The 14556-nt window shown below is 68.9% G+C and carries 18 protein-coding genes; 5 read left to right on the top strand and 13 right to left on the bottom strand.

Going from position 1 to position 14556, the window contains the following annotated elements:
* Nucleotides 1–8: 8 nt before the first annotated feature.
* The 5 genes from ACIBL3_RS28210 to ACIBL3_RS28190 are packed head-to-tail and all read right to left on the bottom strand — an operon-like array spanning nucleotide 9 to nucleotide 3246.
* Entirely contained in the window at nucleotides 9–314 is a 306-nt protein-coding gene (locus ACIBL3_RS28210; RefSeq protein WP_396356626.1) for a DUF202 domain-containing protein, read from the bottom strand.
* A complete protein-coding gene (locus tag ACIBL3_RS28205) occupies nucleotides 311–649 on the bottom strand; it encodes a YidH family protein (protein WP_396356624.1) in 339 nt (112 codons plus the stop codon). The genes ACIBL3_RS28210 and ACIBL3_RS28205 overlap by 4 nt, the downstream gene beginning before the upstream one ends.
* Complete coding sequence (locus ACIBL3_RS28200; protein ID WP_396356623.1) at nucleotides 646–1872, bottom strand: glycoside hydrolase family 3 N-terminal domain-containing protein; 1227 nt, start codon at nucleotides 1870–1872, stop codon at nucleotides 646–648. Before ACIBL3_RS28200 ends, ACIBL3_RS28205 begins: the two co-directional genes overlap by 4 nt.
* A gap of 1 nt (nucleotide 1873) precedes the next feature.
* Nucleotides 1874–2359, bottom strand: a complete 486-nt coding sequence (locus tag ACIBL3_RS28195) for a MarR family winged helix-turn-helix transcriptional regulator (protein ID WP_396356622.1) — start codon at nucleotides 2357–2359, stop codon at nucleotides 1874–1876.
* Complete coding sequence (locus ACIBL3_RS28190; RefSeq protein ID WP_396356621.1) at nucleotides 2338–3246, bottom strand: DMT family transporter; 909 nt, start codon at nucleotides 3244–3246, stop codon at nucleotides 2338–2340. Before ACIBL3_RS28190 ends, ACIBL3_RS28195 begins: the two co-directional genes overlap by 22 nt.
* Nucleotides 3247–3299: 53 nt before the next feature.
* Here ACIBL3_RS28190 and ACIBL3_RS28185 point away from each other — a divergent pair, with 53 nt between their 5' ends.
* Nucleotides 3300–3905 carry a TetR/AcrR family transcriptional regulator gene (locus ACIBL3_RS28185; RefSeq protein WP_396356620.1) on the top strand — a complete coding sequence of 202 codons (606 nt, stop codon included), beginning with the start codon at nucleotides 3300–3302 and terminating at the stop codon, nucleotides 3903–3905.
* Here the strand turns inward: ACIBL3_RS28185 and ACIBL3_RS28180 are convergent.
* Together ACIBL3_RS28180 and ACIBL3_RS28175 are read right to left on the bottom strand one after the other, a co-directional pair.
* Entirely contained in the window at nucleotides 3902–4564 is a 663-nt protein-coding gene (locus ACIBL3_RS28180) for a potassium channel family protein (RefSeq protein WP_396356619.1), read from the bottom strand. The genes ACIBL3_RS28185 and ACIBL3_RS28180 overlap by 4 nt on opposite strands.
* Nucleotides 4561–5097, bottom strand: coding sequence for an acyl-CoA thioesterase (locus ACIBL3_RS28175; protein ID WP_396356618.1), 537 nt, complete (start codon nucleotides 5095–5097; stop codon nucleotides 4561–4563). Before ACIBL3_RS28175 ends, ACIBL3_RS28180 begins: the two co-directional genes overlap by 4 nt.
* Nucleotides 5098–5225: 128 nt before the next feature.
* Between ACIBL3_RS28175 and ACIBL3_RS28170 the strand changes: the two genes are divergently transcribed.
* Nucleotides 5226–6188, top strand: a complete 963-nt coding sequence (locus tag ACIBL3_RS28170) for a hypothetical protein (protein WP_396356617.1) — start codon at nucleotides 5226–5228, stop codon at nucleotides 6186–6188.
* Here ACIBL3_RS28170 and ACIBL3_RS28165 read toward each other — a convergent pair.
* Nucleotides 6172–6792, bottom strand: coding sequence for a flavin reductase family protein (locus ACIBL3_RS28165; protein ID WP_396356615.1), 621 nt, complete (start codon nucleotides 6790–6792; stop codon nucleotides 6172–6174). The genes ACIBL3_RS28170 and ACIBL3_RS28165 overlap by 17 nt on opposite strands.
* Nucleotides 6793–6990: 198 nt before the next feature.
* Here ACIBL3_RS28165 and ACIBL3_RS28160 point away from each other — a divergent pair, with 198 nt between their 5' ends.
* From ACIBL3_RS28160 to ACIBL3_RS28150, 3 genes are all read left to right on the top strand, one after another.
* Complete coding sequence (locus tag ACIBL3_RS28160) at nucleotides 6991–8298, top strand: threonine/serine exporter ThrE family protein (protein ID WP_396356614.1); 1308 nt, start codon at nucleotides 6991–6993, stop codon at nucleotides 8296–8298.
* A 137-nt stretch (nucleotides 8299–8435) separates the two neighbouring features.
* Nucleotides 8436–9470: an L-glyceraldehyde 3-phosphate reductase gene (gene mgrA, locus ACIBL3_RS28155; protein ID WP_396356613.1), complete on the top strand. Its 1035-nt coding sequence runs from the start codon at nucleotides 8436–8438 to the stop codon at nucleotides 9468–9470.
* A 118-nt stretch (nucleotides 9471–9588) separates the two neighbouring features.
* The gene (locus ACIBL3_RS28150) at nucleotides 9589–10035 is read left to right on the top strand and encodes an SAM-dependent methyltransferase (RefSeq protein ID WP_396356612.1); all 447 of its coding nucleotides are present in this window, start codon (nucleotides 9589–9591) and stop codon (nucleotides 10033–10035) included.
* On the opposite strand, the gene catC is transcribed toward ACIBL3_RS28150, so the two are convergent.
* From catC to ACIBL3_RS28125, 5 genes are read right to left on the bottom strand one after another with little or no spacing between them, the layout of a single operon-like run.
* Nucleotides 10015–10299: a muconolactone Delta-isomerase gene (gene catC / locus ACIBL3_RS28145; RefSeq protein WP_360516137.1), complete on the bottom strand. Its 285-nt coding sequence runs from the start codon at nucleotides 10297–10299 to the stop codon at nucleotides 10015–10017. The genes ACIBL3_RS28150 and catC overlap by 21 nt on opposite strands.
* Before the next feature lie 2 nt (nucleotides 10300–10301).
* A complete protein-coding gene (locus ACIBL3_RS28140; RefSeq protein WP_396356611.1) occupies nucleotides 10302–11453 on the bottom strand; it encodes a muconate/chloromuconate family cycloisomerase in 1152 nt (383 codons plus the stop codon).
* Nucleotides 11454–11485: 32 nt separating this feature from the next.
* Nucleotides 11486–12331: a catechol 1,2-dioxygenase gene (gene catA, locus ACIBL3_RS28135; protein WP_396356610.1), complete on the bottom strand. Its 846-nt coding sequence runs from the start codon at nucleotides 12329–12331 to the stop codon at nucleotides 11486–11488.
* Nucleotides 12332–12342: 11 nt separating this feature from the next.
* Nucleotides 12343–13911, bottom strand: coding sequence for a 4-hydroxyphenylacetate 3-hydroxylase family protein (locus tag ACIBL3_RS28130; RefSeq protein WP_396356609.1), 1569 nt, complete (start codon nucleotides 13909–13911; stop codon nucleotides 12343–12345).
* A gap of 11 nt (nucleotides 13912–13922) precedes the next feature.
* Nucleotides 13923–14477, bottom strand: coding sequence for a flavin reductase family protein (locus tag ACIBL3_RS28125; protein WP_396356608.1), 555 nt, complete (start codon nucleotides 14475–14477; stop codon nucleotides 13923–13925).
* Between the last annotated feature and the right edge of the window lie 79 nt (nucleotides 14478–14556).

Here is a 14556-nt window from a genome sequence, read left to right as displayed (position 1 = left end):
AGGCGGTCTCAGCGGGTGAGGACGGCGTACAGGTCGAAGAGCCCCACCACGAGCACCAGACCGGCCGCCGCCCGGAGCACCCGCTGGTGGCCGAGAGCATGCACCGGAGCGCCCTTGGTACGGCGGTAGACGGCGCTCACCGCGGTCCAGCAGGCCAGCGACAGGACCAGGACGACGACACCGAGGCCGGTGCGGACGTCCGACGTACCGTAGCCGGAGGCAAGCAACAGGATCCCGTTCGCGATCAGGCCGAGCGCGGTCCGCCGCCAGGCGAGCAGGGTCCGTTCCGGCTGCAGCCCGGGGTCGCGGTTCATTGCCGCCACAGGCTGAACAGCAGGCCGATCAGGCCGACCACGATGATGGTTGCCCCCAGCACCACGGGGAGCCTGGTCACCGGGAGCCGGCCGCCGTTGCGCATGGCGGCCAGGTTCTGCTGCCAGCGGCGGAAGGCGCCGGCCGTGGTGACGATGCCGGCAGTGACCAGGACCACACCGATGATGCGGGCCGGCCAGCGGTCGGGGCCGAGGTCGAGGAACTGCACCGCGGACAGGCCGCCCGCGTAGCAGGCGAGCGACGTGCGCAGGTACGCCAGGTACGTGCGTTCGTTCGCCAGTGTGAAGCGGTAGTCGGGTTCCTGCTCCTCCGTCATCCGCAGCTCACCAGGCCGTGGCTCTCCTTGAGTGTCAGCACACGCCTCACGCTACTCGTCAGCTGTGCGGCGAAGGTCTTGTCCTGCTCGGCCTTGGCGACCACGGCGTTGACCATGGTGGCGGTCAGCCCGGCCGTGGCGTTGATGACGATGTCCCCGCCGGCCGCGACGAACCGGGTCGCCCGCTGGCCGGCCGGCACCGACGCCACCTCGGCAGCCGCCCCGACGTCGTCGGTGATCACCACACCGGCCCACTTCAGGTCGCCACGCACCATGCCCCGGATGACGGTCGGCGAGAACACCGCACGGTTCCTCGGGTCGATCTTGGTGTAGGTGGCTGTGGCGATCATCACCATGTCGGCGCCGGCCTCGATCCCGTCGGCGAACGGCTGCAGGTACGCGTCATCGCGGACGGTGACGTTGTCGACCACACCGGACGAGAAGTCTGTGTTGCCGCGCACTCGGCCAAGGCCCGGGAAGTGCTTGACCGAGGTCATCACACCGGCCTGCTGCATACCTCTGACGAATGCCTGGACGGGCGGCCCGACCTCCTCCGGCGTGTTGCCGTACTCGCGGTTCAGCTGGCCGATCGGGGCGTTGCTGGACTTCTGCGAGCTTGGTACGACGTCGGCCACCGGCGCGAGGTCTACGTTGACCCCAGCCTTCTTGAGCTGGTCGCCCCACCCCTCGGCCTCTGTGGTGAGCTTCGAGCTGGACCAGCCGCCTTGCACGGTCGCTGAGGGGATGCGGTCGAAGCCGGAGCCCTTCAGCCGCTGGATCTGACCCCCCTCCTGATCTGCTGCGATCAATGGACGGATGCCCTTGACGGTGGCGGTTGCGGTGACGGCGGCCATCGCCGTACGCGTGTGGGAGAGGCTGCCGCCGCTGCCGAGCAGCAGGATGCCGCCGGGCTTCTGCTTCTGCACGATCGGCCGCTGGGACGAGGTCATGCCGTTGGCGCTGATGCCGGTCATGACCAGCTGGGCCGCCTGCTCCCTCAGCGTGAGGGCTCGCAGCTTCTGGTCTACGCAGCTGACCGGCGTCGGCGTGGCCGTGGGCGTAGGCGTCGGTGTGGGAGTTGGTGTCGGTGTCGGCGCTGGTGTGGTTGGCAGGGGCACCGAGGAGGACGGCACGGTGCTGGGACCGGCGGTGGGCTCGTCGGTGTCGCTGCAGCCGGTCAGCAGGAGCGCTGTCAGCACGACCGCGACTGCAGTGCGCTGCATGTCAGCGGCGCTCCCAGGCGGCGCGGTCGACCGTGTCGCCCGAGTGCCGGGCCAGCGTTGCGCAGATGTCGTACAGGTGCTCGACCTGCTCCTCGTCCAGCGCGTCGAAGATCGACTTGCGGACCTCCTCGACGTGACCGGGCGCGGTCTCGACCAGCTTCTGCCGTCCCAGGTCGGTCATGATCGCGACCTGGCCACGACGGTCCGACTCGATGCCTTCCCGCCGTACCCAGCCGGCCTGCTCGAGCCGGTTGACCGCGTGCGAGAGGCGGCTGCGGGACCCCTGCGTGGCCACGGCGAGCTCACTCATCCGCAGCCGGCCGTCAGGCGCCTCGGACAGCCGGACCAGGATCTCGTAGTAGGTGTGCGGTATCCCTGCGTCGCGTTGCAGCTGCTGCTCGATCCGGGTGTTCACCACACGCTGCGCCGCGATGAACGCGCGCCACGCGTGCTGCTCTTTCTCGTTCAGCCACCGGGGTTCCGCCATCCCCGCAGCGTAGCGTTCAACCTGATCAGGAGTACGGCGAGCGCGCACACCAGCATGCCGATCACGGCCAGTGGACCGATGGTCTCGCCGAACATCAGGAACGCGAACACCATCGTGGTCGGCGGCACCAGGTACAGCAGGCTGCTGATCCGGGTCGCACCGGACAGCCTCAGGTTGACCAGGTAGAGACCCCAGCCACCACCTGTTGCCAGCAGCACCAGCCAGACCACCGCACCGTAGAACCCTGCTTCGTGCGGGACCGTCAACTGGTCGGTGAACGTGGCCAGTGCGATGAAGAACACCCCGGAGACGATGCTCTGGAGACAGAGCGCGTCGAGTGAGCCGATACTGGGCTTACGGCGGCGTTCGAGGCAGGTGCCGATGACGAGACCGAGCAGACCGCCGAACGGGAGCAAGAACAGCAGTGGCGAGCCATGCAGGTCGTCCGCCACGACCAGACCGACTCCGGCGACACCGATGACGAGACCGATCCACTGACGGCGGCTGACCGCCTCTCGGAGCAGCGGGCCGGCCACTGTCGCGATCAGCAGCGGCTGCAGCGAGCCGATGAGCGCGGTGACGCCGGCTGAGATGCCGTGGTCGATGCCGGTGAAGATCAGGCCGAGGTAGACGCACTGCGTCAGGAAGGCCATCCACACCTGGGTCGCCAGGTCCACGCGACTGATGGCGGGTCGCCGTACGGCCAGGATGATCGCACCGACTGCACCGGCGACCAGGAAGCGCCAGGCGAGCAGGTCGAACGCGTTGGTGTACTCGGTCCCCCAGCGCGCGCCGATGAAGCCGCAGCTCCAGAGGACGACGAAGCCCGCGCCCGCGAGCAGCGGGAGGTAGCTCGTACGCCGTACCGGCACCGTCGAAGTCGTCATGCCGGGAGAGTAACCACACCGGTCGGTATACTGTCAGTGTGCTTGATCAGCAGATGAGACTGCTCGTGGACCGCGAGGTGCCGGAGGCCACCCGGCTGACCCCGGCCGGTGAGCGCATCCTGACCGCGGCGTCCACGCTGTTCTACGAGCAGGGCATCCGGGCGGTCGGCGTCGACACGATCGCCGAGGTGGCGGACGTGACGAAGAAGACGCTGTACGACCGGTTCGGCTCGAAGGACCGGCTGATCGCGGCGTACCTGGAGCGGCGCGACCGAATGTGGCACGAGTTCCTGGACGAGCAGCTCGCGGCCCGCCGTCCGGCGACGCCGGAAGAGGTGATCCTGGCGCTGTTCGCGGCGCTCACGGACTGGGTCGCGGGGGCGCGGAACGGGTGTGGCTTCATCAACGCGAGCGTCGAGCTCGCCGCACCGGACCATCCGGCGATGCCGGTGATCGTGGGGCAGAAGCAGTGGATGCGGGCCGAGTTCGAGGCCCAGGCGAGGCTGGCCGGTCTCGCCGACCCGTCCGAGCTCGCCGACCGCCTCCTCATCCTTCACGAGGGCGCTCTCGTGACCTACCGGGTTGCCGCGATGCCGCATGCGCCAGAGGTGGCTCAGCGGGCTGCGGCGGACTTGCTGGCCGGCTGGCCTCGCGGCTAGGTGTTGCTTCGTCTGGTGATGGTGAGTCCGACCAGGCGGGACACGACCATGGCGACGTACCCGAGTCCTGCGAGCTGCTCGAGCATGACGACCGACCTGCCCCAGGCTGTGACCGGGACGACGTCGCTGAGGCCGGTGCTGGACAGGGTGGTGAAGCTGAGGAACAGCAACTCCATCCAGGTCCGGTCGCTGGTGGGGTCGACCGCCGCGATGAAGCTGCCCGGCACCAACACCTGGACGAAGGTGTAGATGTACGCGAAGCCCCAAGCCACCAAGGTGAACGTCGCACCGGTCGCGTAGAGCTCGTCCGTGCTGACGTCATGGTCGGACAGCATGTACCGCAGCAAGCTGTAGGCGGCGTAGAAGTAGAAGGCCGCGTGCAGTACGGCCGAGATGGCCACCACGGGCTGAGTGGGGTTGAAGGCGTCGACCAGCGAGAGAATCACGGCCGGGATGCCGAGGCCGATGCTGACCCAGGTCAGGCCCGGGGTGGAGCGGACGGAGAAGACAGCGAGCACCAGTACGGCGATCCCGAGGATCTCGAACGCGACCCGGCCGCCGCGGGAGCCCTCCATCGCCGGGTAGACGAGGACGCCCAGCAACTGCACGAGCAGCAGTACCGCCGACGGATGCCGTCGGGCACTGGCGAACCAGGTCATTCGGACTCGTCCCCGGCTGCCCGCTCTGCGTCTTCCTCGCGGGACGCGATGATGGCGGCACGGCGGGCGAGGCGGTGGCTCCGCCGGATCTCCGCCTCGCGCAGCCGCCGGCGGTCCTCATCTGTCTCCGGGACGACCTGCGGGACCTCGCGCGGCTTCCCGTCCTCGTCGACCGCGACGAACACCAGGTACGCCGACGCCACGTGCACCTGCGGCCCGACGGAGTCCCAGCGATCGGCCGTGATCCGTACGCCGACCTCCATCGAGCTGCGGCCGGTCCAGTTCACCTGACCGCTGAAGTGCACCACGTCGCCGACCCGGACCGGCACCAGGAAGGTCATCTCGTCCATCGACGCGGTGACCGCCGGCCCACCCGAGTGCCGCGCCGCGACCACGCCGGCGACCGAGTCGACGAGCGTCATGATCACGCCGCCGTGCACGGTGCCCAGCAGGTTGGTCTCGGTCTGGGCGGTGATGTGCGACAGCGACAACCGGGTCACCGAGGTAGGCCGCGACGACGGCGTGCTGGACATCCTGCTCGACTCCTCCTGGATCGGACGATGTGGCCGCAGACTATCCCGGGCGGTTGTCCACAGGCTCGAAAAGACCGGCTGGAACGGGTGCCTTTCCTCGTACCTTCTCTGCCGAGGAGGTGGCCACGATGACCATCGACAGCTCCACCGAACGTGCCCAAGGCAACCACTCCGACCGGCCCCACCCGGTCCTGATCCCGCTCACCCGCGGCCAGGCCGCGCGGTTCGTGCGGCTCGGCCTGACCACCGCAGCGCAGCTCGGCCTCGAGCTGACCTACGAGGGCGGCGCGGCTCTCGTCCCGGTCGCGCCGTCCGCGGACGACGCCGTCCTCGGCCTGAGCAACCTGGCCCGCCGGGTGTCCAAGCACACCGAGGACCGCTGGCCAGCGTTGATCGAGGAGCATTTCACCCAGGTCCTGAACCGCCTGCGGCACGGTCCCCCGCGGCCGCCCGATGACCCCGAACGCCAGCTGATCCAGCGGCTCGTTCCACGCCAGTCGCTCCCGGTCGAATGGGGCGCGGACCGCGTCGACTACCTGCCCGGTCTGCTGTCCGTCCCTGCCACTGCACAGGACGGCGTCGTGACGATGTACCTCGATCCGGCCGACTTCGGGCTGACCTGGTCGGACGCCGAGCTGTTTGGCCTGGCCAACCTGCGTCGTCTCGAGGATCACGTCGAGTACGTCGAGCACGACGGCATCACCATCGCCCTGGTCACCGGCACCATCTTCGCCGCGTCCCGGGCGCTGGTACTCGACACCGTCCTGCGCGAATCTCTCCACCTCGAGCCCCCGCCGCACGGCGTGCTCGCCGCCGTTCCCGCCCGCGACCTGCTCCTGATCCACGTGATCCGCGACCTGTCCGTCATCCCCGCCTTGGGCCTGATGCTCAACCTCGCGGCTCGCTCGTTCACCCACGACCCCGGTCCGCTGTCCCCCGACGTCCACCTGGTCACCCCCACTCTCGAGTGGCACCCGGCTACGACGTCATCCCCCGACGGCACCCGGCTCCGTCTGTCCCCTCAGCTCGACGCCCTCGCCAAGGTGGTCGCCCTCAAAGAGCCTCCACCCCCTGCTAGGCCGGTCGTGTGAAGTGACCGGGCCAGTCGGAGTGGCGGATCCGGGTGATGGTGCGGATCTCGCCGAGGGTCGACCATTCATCCTTGCCCAGACGAGCCAGTGGGCGGAGCAGCCGGATCTCCGGGTGTCCGTCGACCATGACCGCGGCGTCGACCGCGAGGTGGCGGACCCGGCCGATCACGACAGTCGAGTCGCCCAGTTCGAGGGTGGTGTGGAGGGTGCACTCGATCGCCACCGGCGACTCCGCAACCCGCGGTACGGTGACGGTGCGAGACGTTTCGATGGTCAGCCCGACGGCATCGAACTCGGAGATCTCCGCCGGGAAGTTCGTCCCGGTCGCGTTGATCTGCTCGAACAGCGGTTCAGCTGCGAAGTTCACCACGAACTCGCCGGTCGCCTCGACGTTGTTCAGGCTGTCCTTCCGCCCGACCGAGGTGAACTGCACCATCGGCGGCTGCACACACGCCACGGTGAAGAACGAATGCGGCGCGAGGTTCAGCACGCCGTCGGCGGACCGGCTCGAGACCCACGCGATCGGCCGTGGCACCACCACGGAGTTCAGCGCCGCGTAGAACTCCCGCCGCCCGAGCTCCTCCGGATCCAGATCGACACGCACGCTCGCAGTACACAAATCCGGTGCAGGCACCGTGCCCCGGCACGAGTCGGGGCGGGTGGCCGGCTCGTGCTGGCCGATCAATCACCCATACCGGACGATGTCGGAGGGATCGGAGACGCTGATGATGGCAACCTGGCAAGTGCCGTCCGTCGTGCTTCACGCGCGTGGAGTGACTCGGTGCCGTGATCGGACAGGGACATGGCGGAACGACGCGAGGTCTACGAAGCGCTCGATCTGGCGCTGCGCGTGGGCGAGGTCCTCCTGTCGTCCGGAGCCGGGGCGGCTGATGTGGCGGTGACCATGCTGGAGGTGACCCAGGCATGCGGGGTGCGCGACGTGACCGCGGACGTGACGTTCGTGGACCTGACCCTCCGCCACCAGCCGACCGATGACGCGCCCGCTGCCATTCAGGTTCGCCGGGTGACCCGGCGCCCGCTCGACTACACGGACCTGATCGAGGTCGACGAGACCGTGAACAGCCTGGTCGCCGGAGATGTCACCCGGGGCGAGGCTCGTCGCCGGGTCGCCCGGATTGTGGCCACCGGCCACCACCGGCGCCGCTGGGCGGTGACCATCGGCTGGGGGTTGATGGGAACCGGTATCGCGCTCACCCTCGGCGGCAGCCCTCTGGTGTGCCTGCTCGCCTTCGTGGCCGCCTGCGCGATCGACGGGACCCAGGTGCTGTTGCCGCAGCACCGCATCCCGGCCTTCTACCAGCATGCGGCGGGGGGCTTCGTGGCCACGCTCATCGCGGTCACAGCCTCTGCCACTGAGCTCGACGTGGACCCGTCCCGCGTCGTCACCACGGGGATCGTCATGCTCCTGGCAGGAGTCGGCATCATGGGTGCCACCCAGGACGCCCTGACCGGCTTCCCGGTCACGGCCAGCGCCCGGTTGATCGATGCCGTGCTGGACACGGCGGGCATCATCGCCGGGGTGGCCGCCGGGCTCACCGTCGGCGACATCCTCGGGGTGGGCCTGACCACCTTCACCCCCGGGGCGGCCGGCCTGGCGGAGGTCGGGGTCACCGTGTTCGGCGCCGCCCTGGCCGCTACGGCGTTCGCCTACGCGTCGTACGCACCGGCGCGCTCCCTGGTGGTTGTGTCCCTGGTCGCGGCGCTCGGACAGGGGGTCCTGCTGGCCGTTGACAGCTCCGAAATCGGCCGGACCTGGGGTTCGGCGGCCGCGGCCGTCACCATCGGTGCAGTCTGCTATCTCGTTGCGGGCCGGTTCCGGGTCCCGCCGCTTGTGGTGGTGGTCCCCGCGATCGTGCCACTCCTGCCGGGACTCGACATCTACCGCGGTCTCGCTCTCCTTGCGGAGGGCAAGGACGGCGTCCTCGAGTTGGCCTCCGCGCTCGCCACCGCCCTTGCGCTCGCGGCCGGGGTGATCCTCGGTCAGTACCTGGCGCGGCCGCTCAAGCGTGAGGCGCGTCGATTGGAGACCCGGCTCGCGGGCCCACGCATGGTCGGCCCGTTCCGACGACGCGGCGCCAACGACACGTAGCACCCCACCGGCCACTGGCCCACGCTGGTCCTGACCCAGCGCATCAAGAAGCTGGGGTTCTTTGTCTCAGTGCTGCGGTTTCTGCTGTAAAACAAGGGGGTTTGAACTTGTCGTGACATGAGGCAGACTGAGGTCCCGTGACTGATTACGTAGCCGCTCAGGACCGGTACGACGACCCGATGGCCTACCGGCGGACGGGGCGCAGCGGGTTGATGCTGCCGGCGATCTCGCTCGGGTTGTGGCACAACTTCGGCGACGACAAGCCGTTCGCCACGCAGCGCGACATCCTGCGCCGGGCGTTCGACCTCGGCGTCACGCACTTCGACCTGGCGAACAACTACGGTCCGCCGTACGGCTCCGCGGAGACGAACTTCGGGACGCACTTCGCCCGCGACTTCGGCAAGTACCGTGACGAGCTGATCCTGTCGACCAAGGCCGGCTACGACATGTGGCCGGGTCCGTACGGTCAGGGTGGTGGGTCGCGGAAGTACCTGCTCGCCTCGCTGGACCAGTCGCTGAGCCGGATGGGCTTGGACTACGTCGACATCTTCTACTCGCACCGGTTCGACCCGGACACCCCGCTCGAGGAGACGATGGGCGCGCTCGACGCCGCCGTCCGCTCGGGCAAGGCGCTGTACGCCGGGATCTCGTCGTACTCGGCGGATCGGACCCGGGAGGCGGCGCGGATCCTGCGGGAGCTCGGCACGCCGCTGCTGATCCACCAGCCGTCGTACTCGATGCTGAACCGCTGGATCGAGGAGGACCTGCTGGACACCGTCGGTGAGCTCGGGGTCGGCGTGATCGCGTTCTCGCCGCTGGCGCAGGGCGTGCTGACCGACCGCTACCTGGATGGCGTGCCGGCGGACTCCCGCGCCGCGCAGGGCAAGTCGCTGAACCCGGACTCGCTGACCGAGGACACGCTGAAGCACGTCCGCGCGCTGAACGAGATCGCCAAGGAGCGCGGCCAGTCCGTCGCCCAGCTCGCCCTCGCCTGGACGCTGCGCGACGACCGCGTCACCAGCGCCCTGATCGGCGCCTCCAGCGTCGCCCAGCTGGAGAACAACCTGGCCGCCGTCAACAACCTCAAGTTCAGCCCCGAAGAGCTCGAAGCCATCGACGCCGACGCCGTAGAAGCCGGCATCAACCTCTGGAAGAAGAGCTCCGACGCCTGACCACTCGCAGCACCCCGCAGGACCCCGCCCGGGTTCAACCGACCAGGTTGAACCCGGGCGTTTCAGTGACAGGGGATCGGTCTGCGTGACTGCAAGATGGTGACCGGGAGGTGGTCCTGTGGGTGAGGGGTTGTCGGGGCGGTTGCTGGCTGTGGTTGAGGCGTTGCCGTTGGAGGGTGGGATGCGGGTGTTGGAGGTTGGGTGTGGGCCGGGGGCGGCGGCTCGGGAGGTGGCTCGTCGGGTGGGCGCGGGTGAGCACGCGGGGGCGGGTGGGTTTGTGTTGGGGGTTGATCGGTCGGCGAAGGCGGTTCGGCTGGCGGAGGCTGGGTCGGGGGAGCTGATTGCGGCTGGGGTGCTGGGGTTCCGGCAGGCGGAGGTCGAGGAGTTTGAGCTGGCGCCGGGTGAGGCGGGGTTCGACCTGGTGTTCGCGGTGCGGGTCGGGGCGCTGGACGGACGGCATCCGGAGTTGGAGCAGGAGGCCCGGCGGCGGATCGCGGCCGCGTTGAAGCCGGGTGGCAGGTTCTTCGTCGACGGCGGCGACCCGCTACGGGAGGTCCAGCTTTGAGGGGTGGCGGGCCAGGGGTGTGACCTGGATCCGCATGTACGGGAACAGCGGCAGGCTGGACAGCACCGAGTGCAGCGTGTCGTTGGAATCGACGTCGAAGACGCTGAAGTTCGCGTACTCGCCGACGATCCGCCACAACTGCGGCCAGACCCCGGCGCGCTGCAGCTCCAGCGCCCGTTCCTTCTCCCGCGCGACCAGGTCGGCCCGCACCTCCGGATCGAGGTCCGGCGGCAGCGAAACGTCCATCCGGACATGGAAGAGCATGGTCAGTCCTCCCGGTTCAATCCGGTACGGCGCAGCGCGGCAACGGCATCCAGGTCGAGTTCGACTCCGAGCCCCGGCCCGTCCGGCAGGTGCAGCGAGCCGTCCGAGTAGCGCAACGGCGTACGAAGAATCTCCTCGGCGAACAGCTTCGGACCGAACAGCTCGCTGCCCCACGTGACTCCCGGCGCCGCGCAGGCCAGCTGCAGCGACGCCGCCGTACCGATCCCGGTCTCGATCGAGGTCCCGCCATGACACGGAATCCCGGCCGCGGCGGCGATCGCGACGATGTCCCGGGCCCGCCGCAGTCCGCCGACCTTCGTCGTCTTCATCGACCACACATCGGCCGCCCGCAGCTGCACCAGCCGGAGCGCGTCGACCGGCGTCCGCAGACTCTCGTCCGCCATCACCGGAATCGGCAGCAGCGCGTTGAGCTCGGCCAGCGCCTCCACCTGCTCCCCCCGCACCGGCTGCTCGATGAGCTCGACCCCGGCCGCGGCGAGCCGAGGCAGGTACGTCCTCGAGGTGCTCAGATCCCAGCGTGCGTTGAGATCCACCCGTACGCCGGCCGAGCCGCTGAGCTTCTCGGCGATCGCACAGATCCGGCGGGTGTCGGCCTCGGGATCGAGAGCACCCATCTTGAGCTTGAAGGTCTTGTGCTCACCGGACTCCAGCTTGGCCAGCGCCTCCTCGACCACGAGCTCTTCGGGTTCGGCGCCGAGCGCCCAGGTCACGTCGATGCTCGTCCGGGCCAGACCGCCCAGCAATGTGTGGACCGGGACGCCCAGGGTCCGCGCCCAGGCGTCGTGCAGGGCGACCTCGACCGCGGTCTTCGCGTACAGGTTGGCGTTCACGTGGTCGGCGATGTCCTGCCACACCGACTCGATCCGGTCGACACGAGTGCCGGGCAGCAGCGGAGCGACGTACGTGTCGAGCGTGACCTTCATCGACTCGACCGACTCGCCGCCCCACCACGGCCCGCCAGGCACCACGCCTTCACCGACGCCGACCACGCCGCCGCGGGTGTGGACGAACGCGAGCAGGACCGGTTGCGCCGTCATCGTGACGCGGGCGAACTTGTGCGGGCGTCGCAGCGGTACGTCGATGATGACGGTCTCGAGCCGCTCGACGACCAAGTCGTCATCGGAGATGGACACAATGGTGCCTTTCACAACGAAGTAGGCGGGGATCAGGCCGGCTCGAGCTCGAAGTCGTACCTCGCCCGGCGGGTGCCGGTGCCGTCGTCGACCGGATCGAGGATCAGCTCGGGCTTGGTCGCCTCGGCGACGTCGGAGTCCAGCCACTCACCACCGGCGAAGTACAGCTGCGTCGTGATCGTCCGGTGCCCGTCCGCCCGCACCATCAGGTGCAGGTGCGCCGGTCGCCACGGATGCCACCCGGCAGCCTCGATCAGCTTCCCGGTCGGCCCGTCGGTCGGGATCTGGTACGGCGCCGGCTGCACGGTCCGGATCGCGAAGCGGCCCTCGGCATCGGTCACCACCACGCCCCGCAGGTTCCCGTCCGGCAACTGCGGAGCGAACCCCGAGTAGTAACCGTCGGCGTCCGCGTGCCAGATGTCCACCTCGGCGCCGGCGAGCGGCGTGCCGTCGAGGTCCCGGACCTGGCCGCTCAGCACGAGCGGCGAACCCTTCTCGTCCGGCCGACGCGGAAGCTCGCAGGTCGCGTCGAGCCGCACCTGATCGGGCAGGTAGTACGGACCCTCGATCGTTCCGAGCGTCCCGCGCTGCGACGAGGCCGCGACCTCCTCGACCACGTGCTCCACGAACACGTCCATGAACAGCGGCCACTCACCGACCTCGCCGACCTCCATCAGCCACGCCTTCGCGGCCTGGAACTCGGGATAGGTGACGTTGTGCTCCCGGATCGCCGCATGCACGCCCTGCAGTACGGCGGTCACCACCGCACTCACGCGTTCAGGCGAGGATCCGGCGTCGGCCAGCGCCTTGGCCTTGAAGTTCTGGCTCGCACTCGCGCCGGAGCCGGCGGCGGTCGGGGAATCCTGCACAGTAGTCATGATGCGCTCCTTCAGCGGTTCAGGATCCGGCTGACGTCGGTGGGGTTGATCAGGTCGGGGACGGTCCAGCCGTCCAGGTCGTACTCGGCGAGCATGGTCTCGGCGAAGCCCTTCATCGCGCCGGTCTCGCCCTGCGCCTCGGCGGCGAACAGGATCTCGGCCTTCACGTTCTCGTGGTTGCCGGAGTAGTTGCGTTCGTACAGCTCGTGCCGGCCGCCGAACTCGGTGCCGACCGCGTCCCACAGCGCCTTCATCAGCTTCGTCCGCTCGACCGCGTCGTAGCCGTTGGATCCGCGCACGAAGCGATCCAGGTACGGACGCACCTCAGGGGTCTTGAAGTCGACCGCGTTCGAGTTCAGGTAGATCAGGCCGGAGGCCACGTCCTGCTGGATGATCTCCTTCACCCGCGGGTAGCCGGTGATCATGAACTGCCGGTACACCAGGCCGTAGTCCAGCTTCGGCAGCACGGTCCCGTTCGGGCCCGGGTCCGGGTTCATCGTCATCGCGTCGGCGAGCGCGCGGAACAGGTTCCGCCAGCCGATCACCTCGCCGACCCGGGTCTGCACGCCCCGGAAGTCTTTGCTCCCGGTGCATTCCAGTGCCTTGAGCAACAGTCCGGCGATGAAGTCGAGCTTCACCGACAGCCGGACGCAGCCGTGGAAGGTGAACCGCGGGATGAACCCGGACTGCGGGAAGAACCCGTTGATCTTGTCGACGTCGCCGTACAGGAAGATGTTCTCCCACGGCACCAGCACCTTGTCGAAGACGAAGATGGTGTCGTTCTCGTCCATCCGGCTGGACAGCGGGTAGTCGAACGGGCTGCCCATCACGTCGGCCTGCATGGTGTACGACGGCCGGCAGATGAGCTTCACACCAGGAGCGCTCATCGGGACCGTGCAGATCAGGGCGTACTCCTTCTTCTTGATCGGCAGGCCGTAGTGCGCGATGAAGTTGTAGTTGGTGATCGCCGAGCCGGTCGCCACCACCTTCGCGCCGGACACGATCACGCCGGCGTCGGTCTCCTTCTCGACCCGCATGAAGATGTCGCCGGCCTCGTCGGGCGGCAGGTTGCGGTCGACCGGCGGGTTGATGATCGCGTGGTTCCAGTACAGGACCTTCTCCTGCGACTCCTTGTACCAGCGCTTCGCGTTCTCCTCGTACGGCGCGTAGAAGTCGGTGTTCCCGCCGAGGGTGCCGAGGAAGCTGGCCTTGTAGTCGGGACTGCGGCCCATCCAGCCCCAGGTCTGCCGGGCCCAGTGCTCGATAGCTACCCGGTCCTTCTGCAGATCGGTGGAGCTGTGCGGGGTGCGGAAGAACGGGTGCGTGTAGCCGCCGTTGCCGGTGTCGGTCGGGACGGTGATCTCGTCCTTGGTGGCCGGGTCGTGCAGGGCGTCGTACAAGCGGGCGGTCATCCGGGTCGGGTTGCGGAACGCCGGGTGCTCGGTGACATCCTTGACCCGTTCGCCGTAGATCCAGATCTCGCGGTCGTCGCGGATCGAGTCGAGGTACTCCGTGCCGGTCATCGGGCGCGTGGTCGGGACTGAGTCCTGCTCGGCCGGAACAGCCGTGGTCGTGGTCATGGGAAGTCCTTTCAGGCGTGGGCCGCCGCGGCGAGCGGCGTGAAGACGGCGCTGGCGTCGAACCAGCCGCGGTCGGGGCAGTCGAGCGAGCCGGACCAGTGGGACTCGACCGGTCCGAGGTAGCGGAACCGGCCGCCGTGGAACAGCAGCGGGTCCCGGGCGGTGATGGCGACCGCGGCGACCTCACCGATCACGATGAGGTGGTCGCCGCCGTCGTACGTCCGCCACGGCCGGCACGAGATCGTCGTGGCCGCGCCCTCGAGCAGCGGAGCGAGCGGACCGTCGACCCAGCCGGGGGTGCGGTCGGCCGGGCGCCCGGCGAAGTGCCAGGCGACGTCGAGCTGGTCGTCGGCGAGCACGTTGATCGCGAACGGCTTGCCGGCCAGGTACTGACAGGCCTTCGACGACCGGGTCAGCGTGACCTGGGCCAGGGCCGGCTCGAGCGAGACGGCGGTGAAGGCGTTCACGGTGGCGCCGTGCGGACCGCCGTCGTCGCTGACGCAGGTCACCACGGTCACGCCGGTGGCGAACCGGCCGAAGGCGTTGCGGAGCTCTCGTGAGTCCATCGTGCGTCACCTCCTTGTACGCTGTGCGTACAATTTGTACGCGGTGCGTACGGCTCACCATGGCGTCGTCGGCACCCGA

The organism is Kribbella sp. NPDC050124, assembly GCF_044460355.1.
Classification (GTDB): domain Bacteria; phylum Actinomycetota; class Actinomycetes; order Propionibacteriales; family Kribbellaceae; genus Kribbella.
This window is presented reverse-complemented; position numbering and strand designations above follow the sequence as displayed.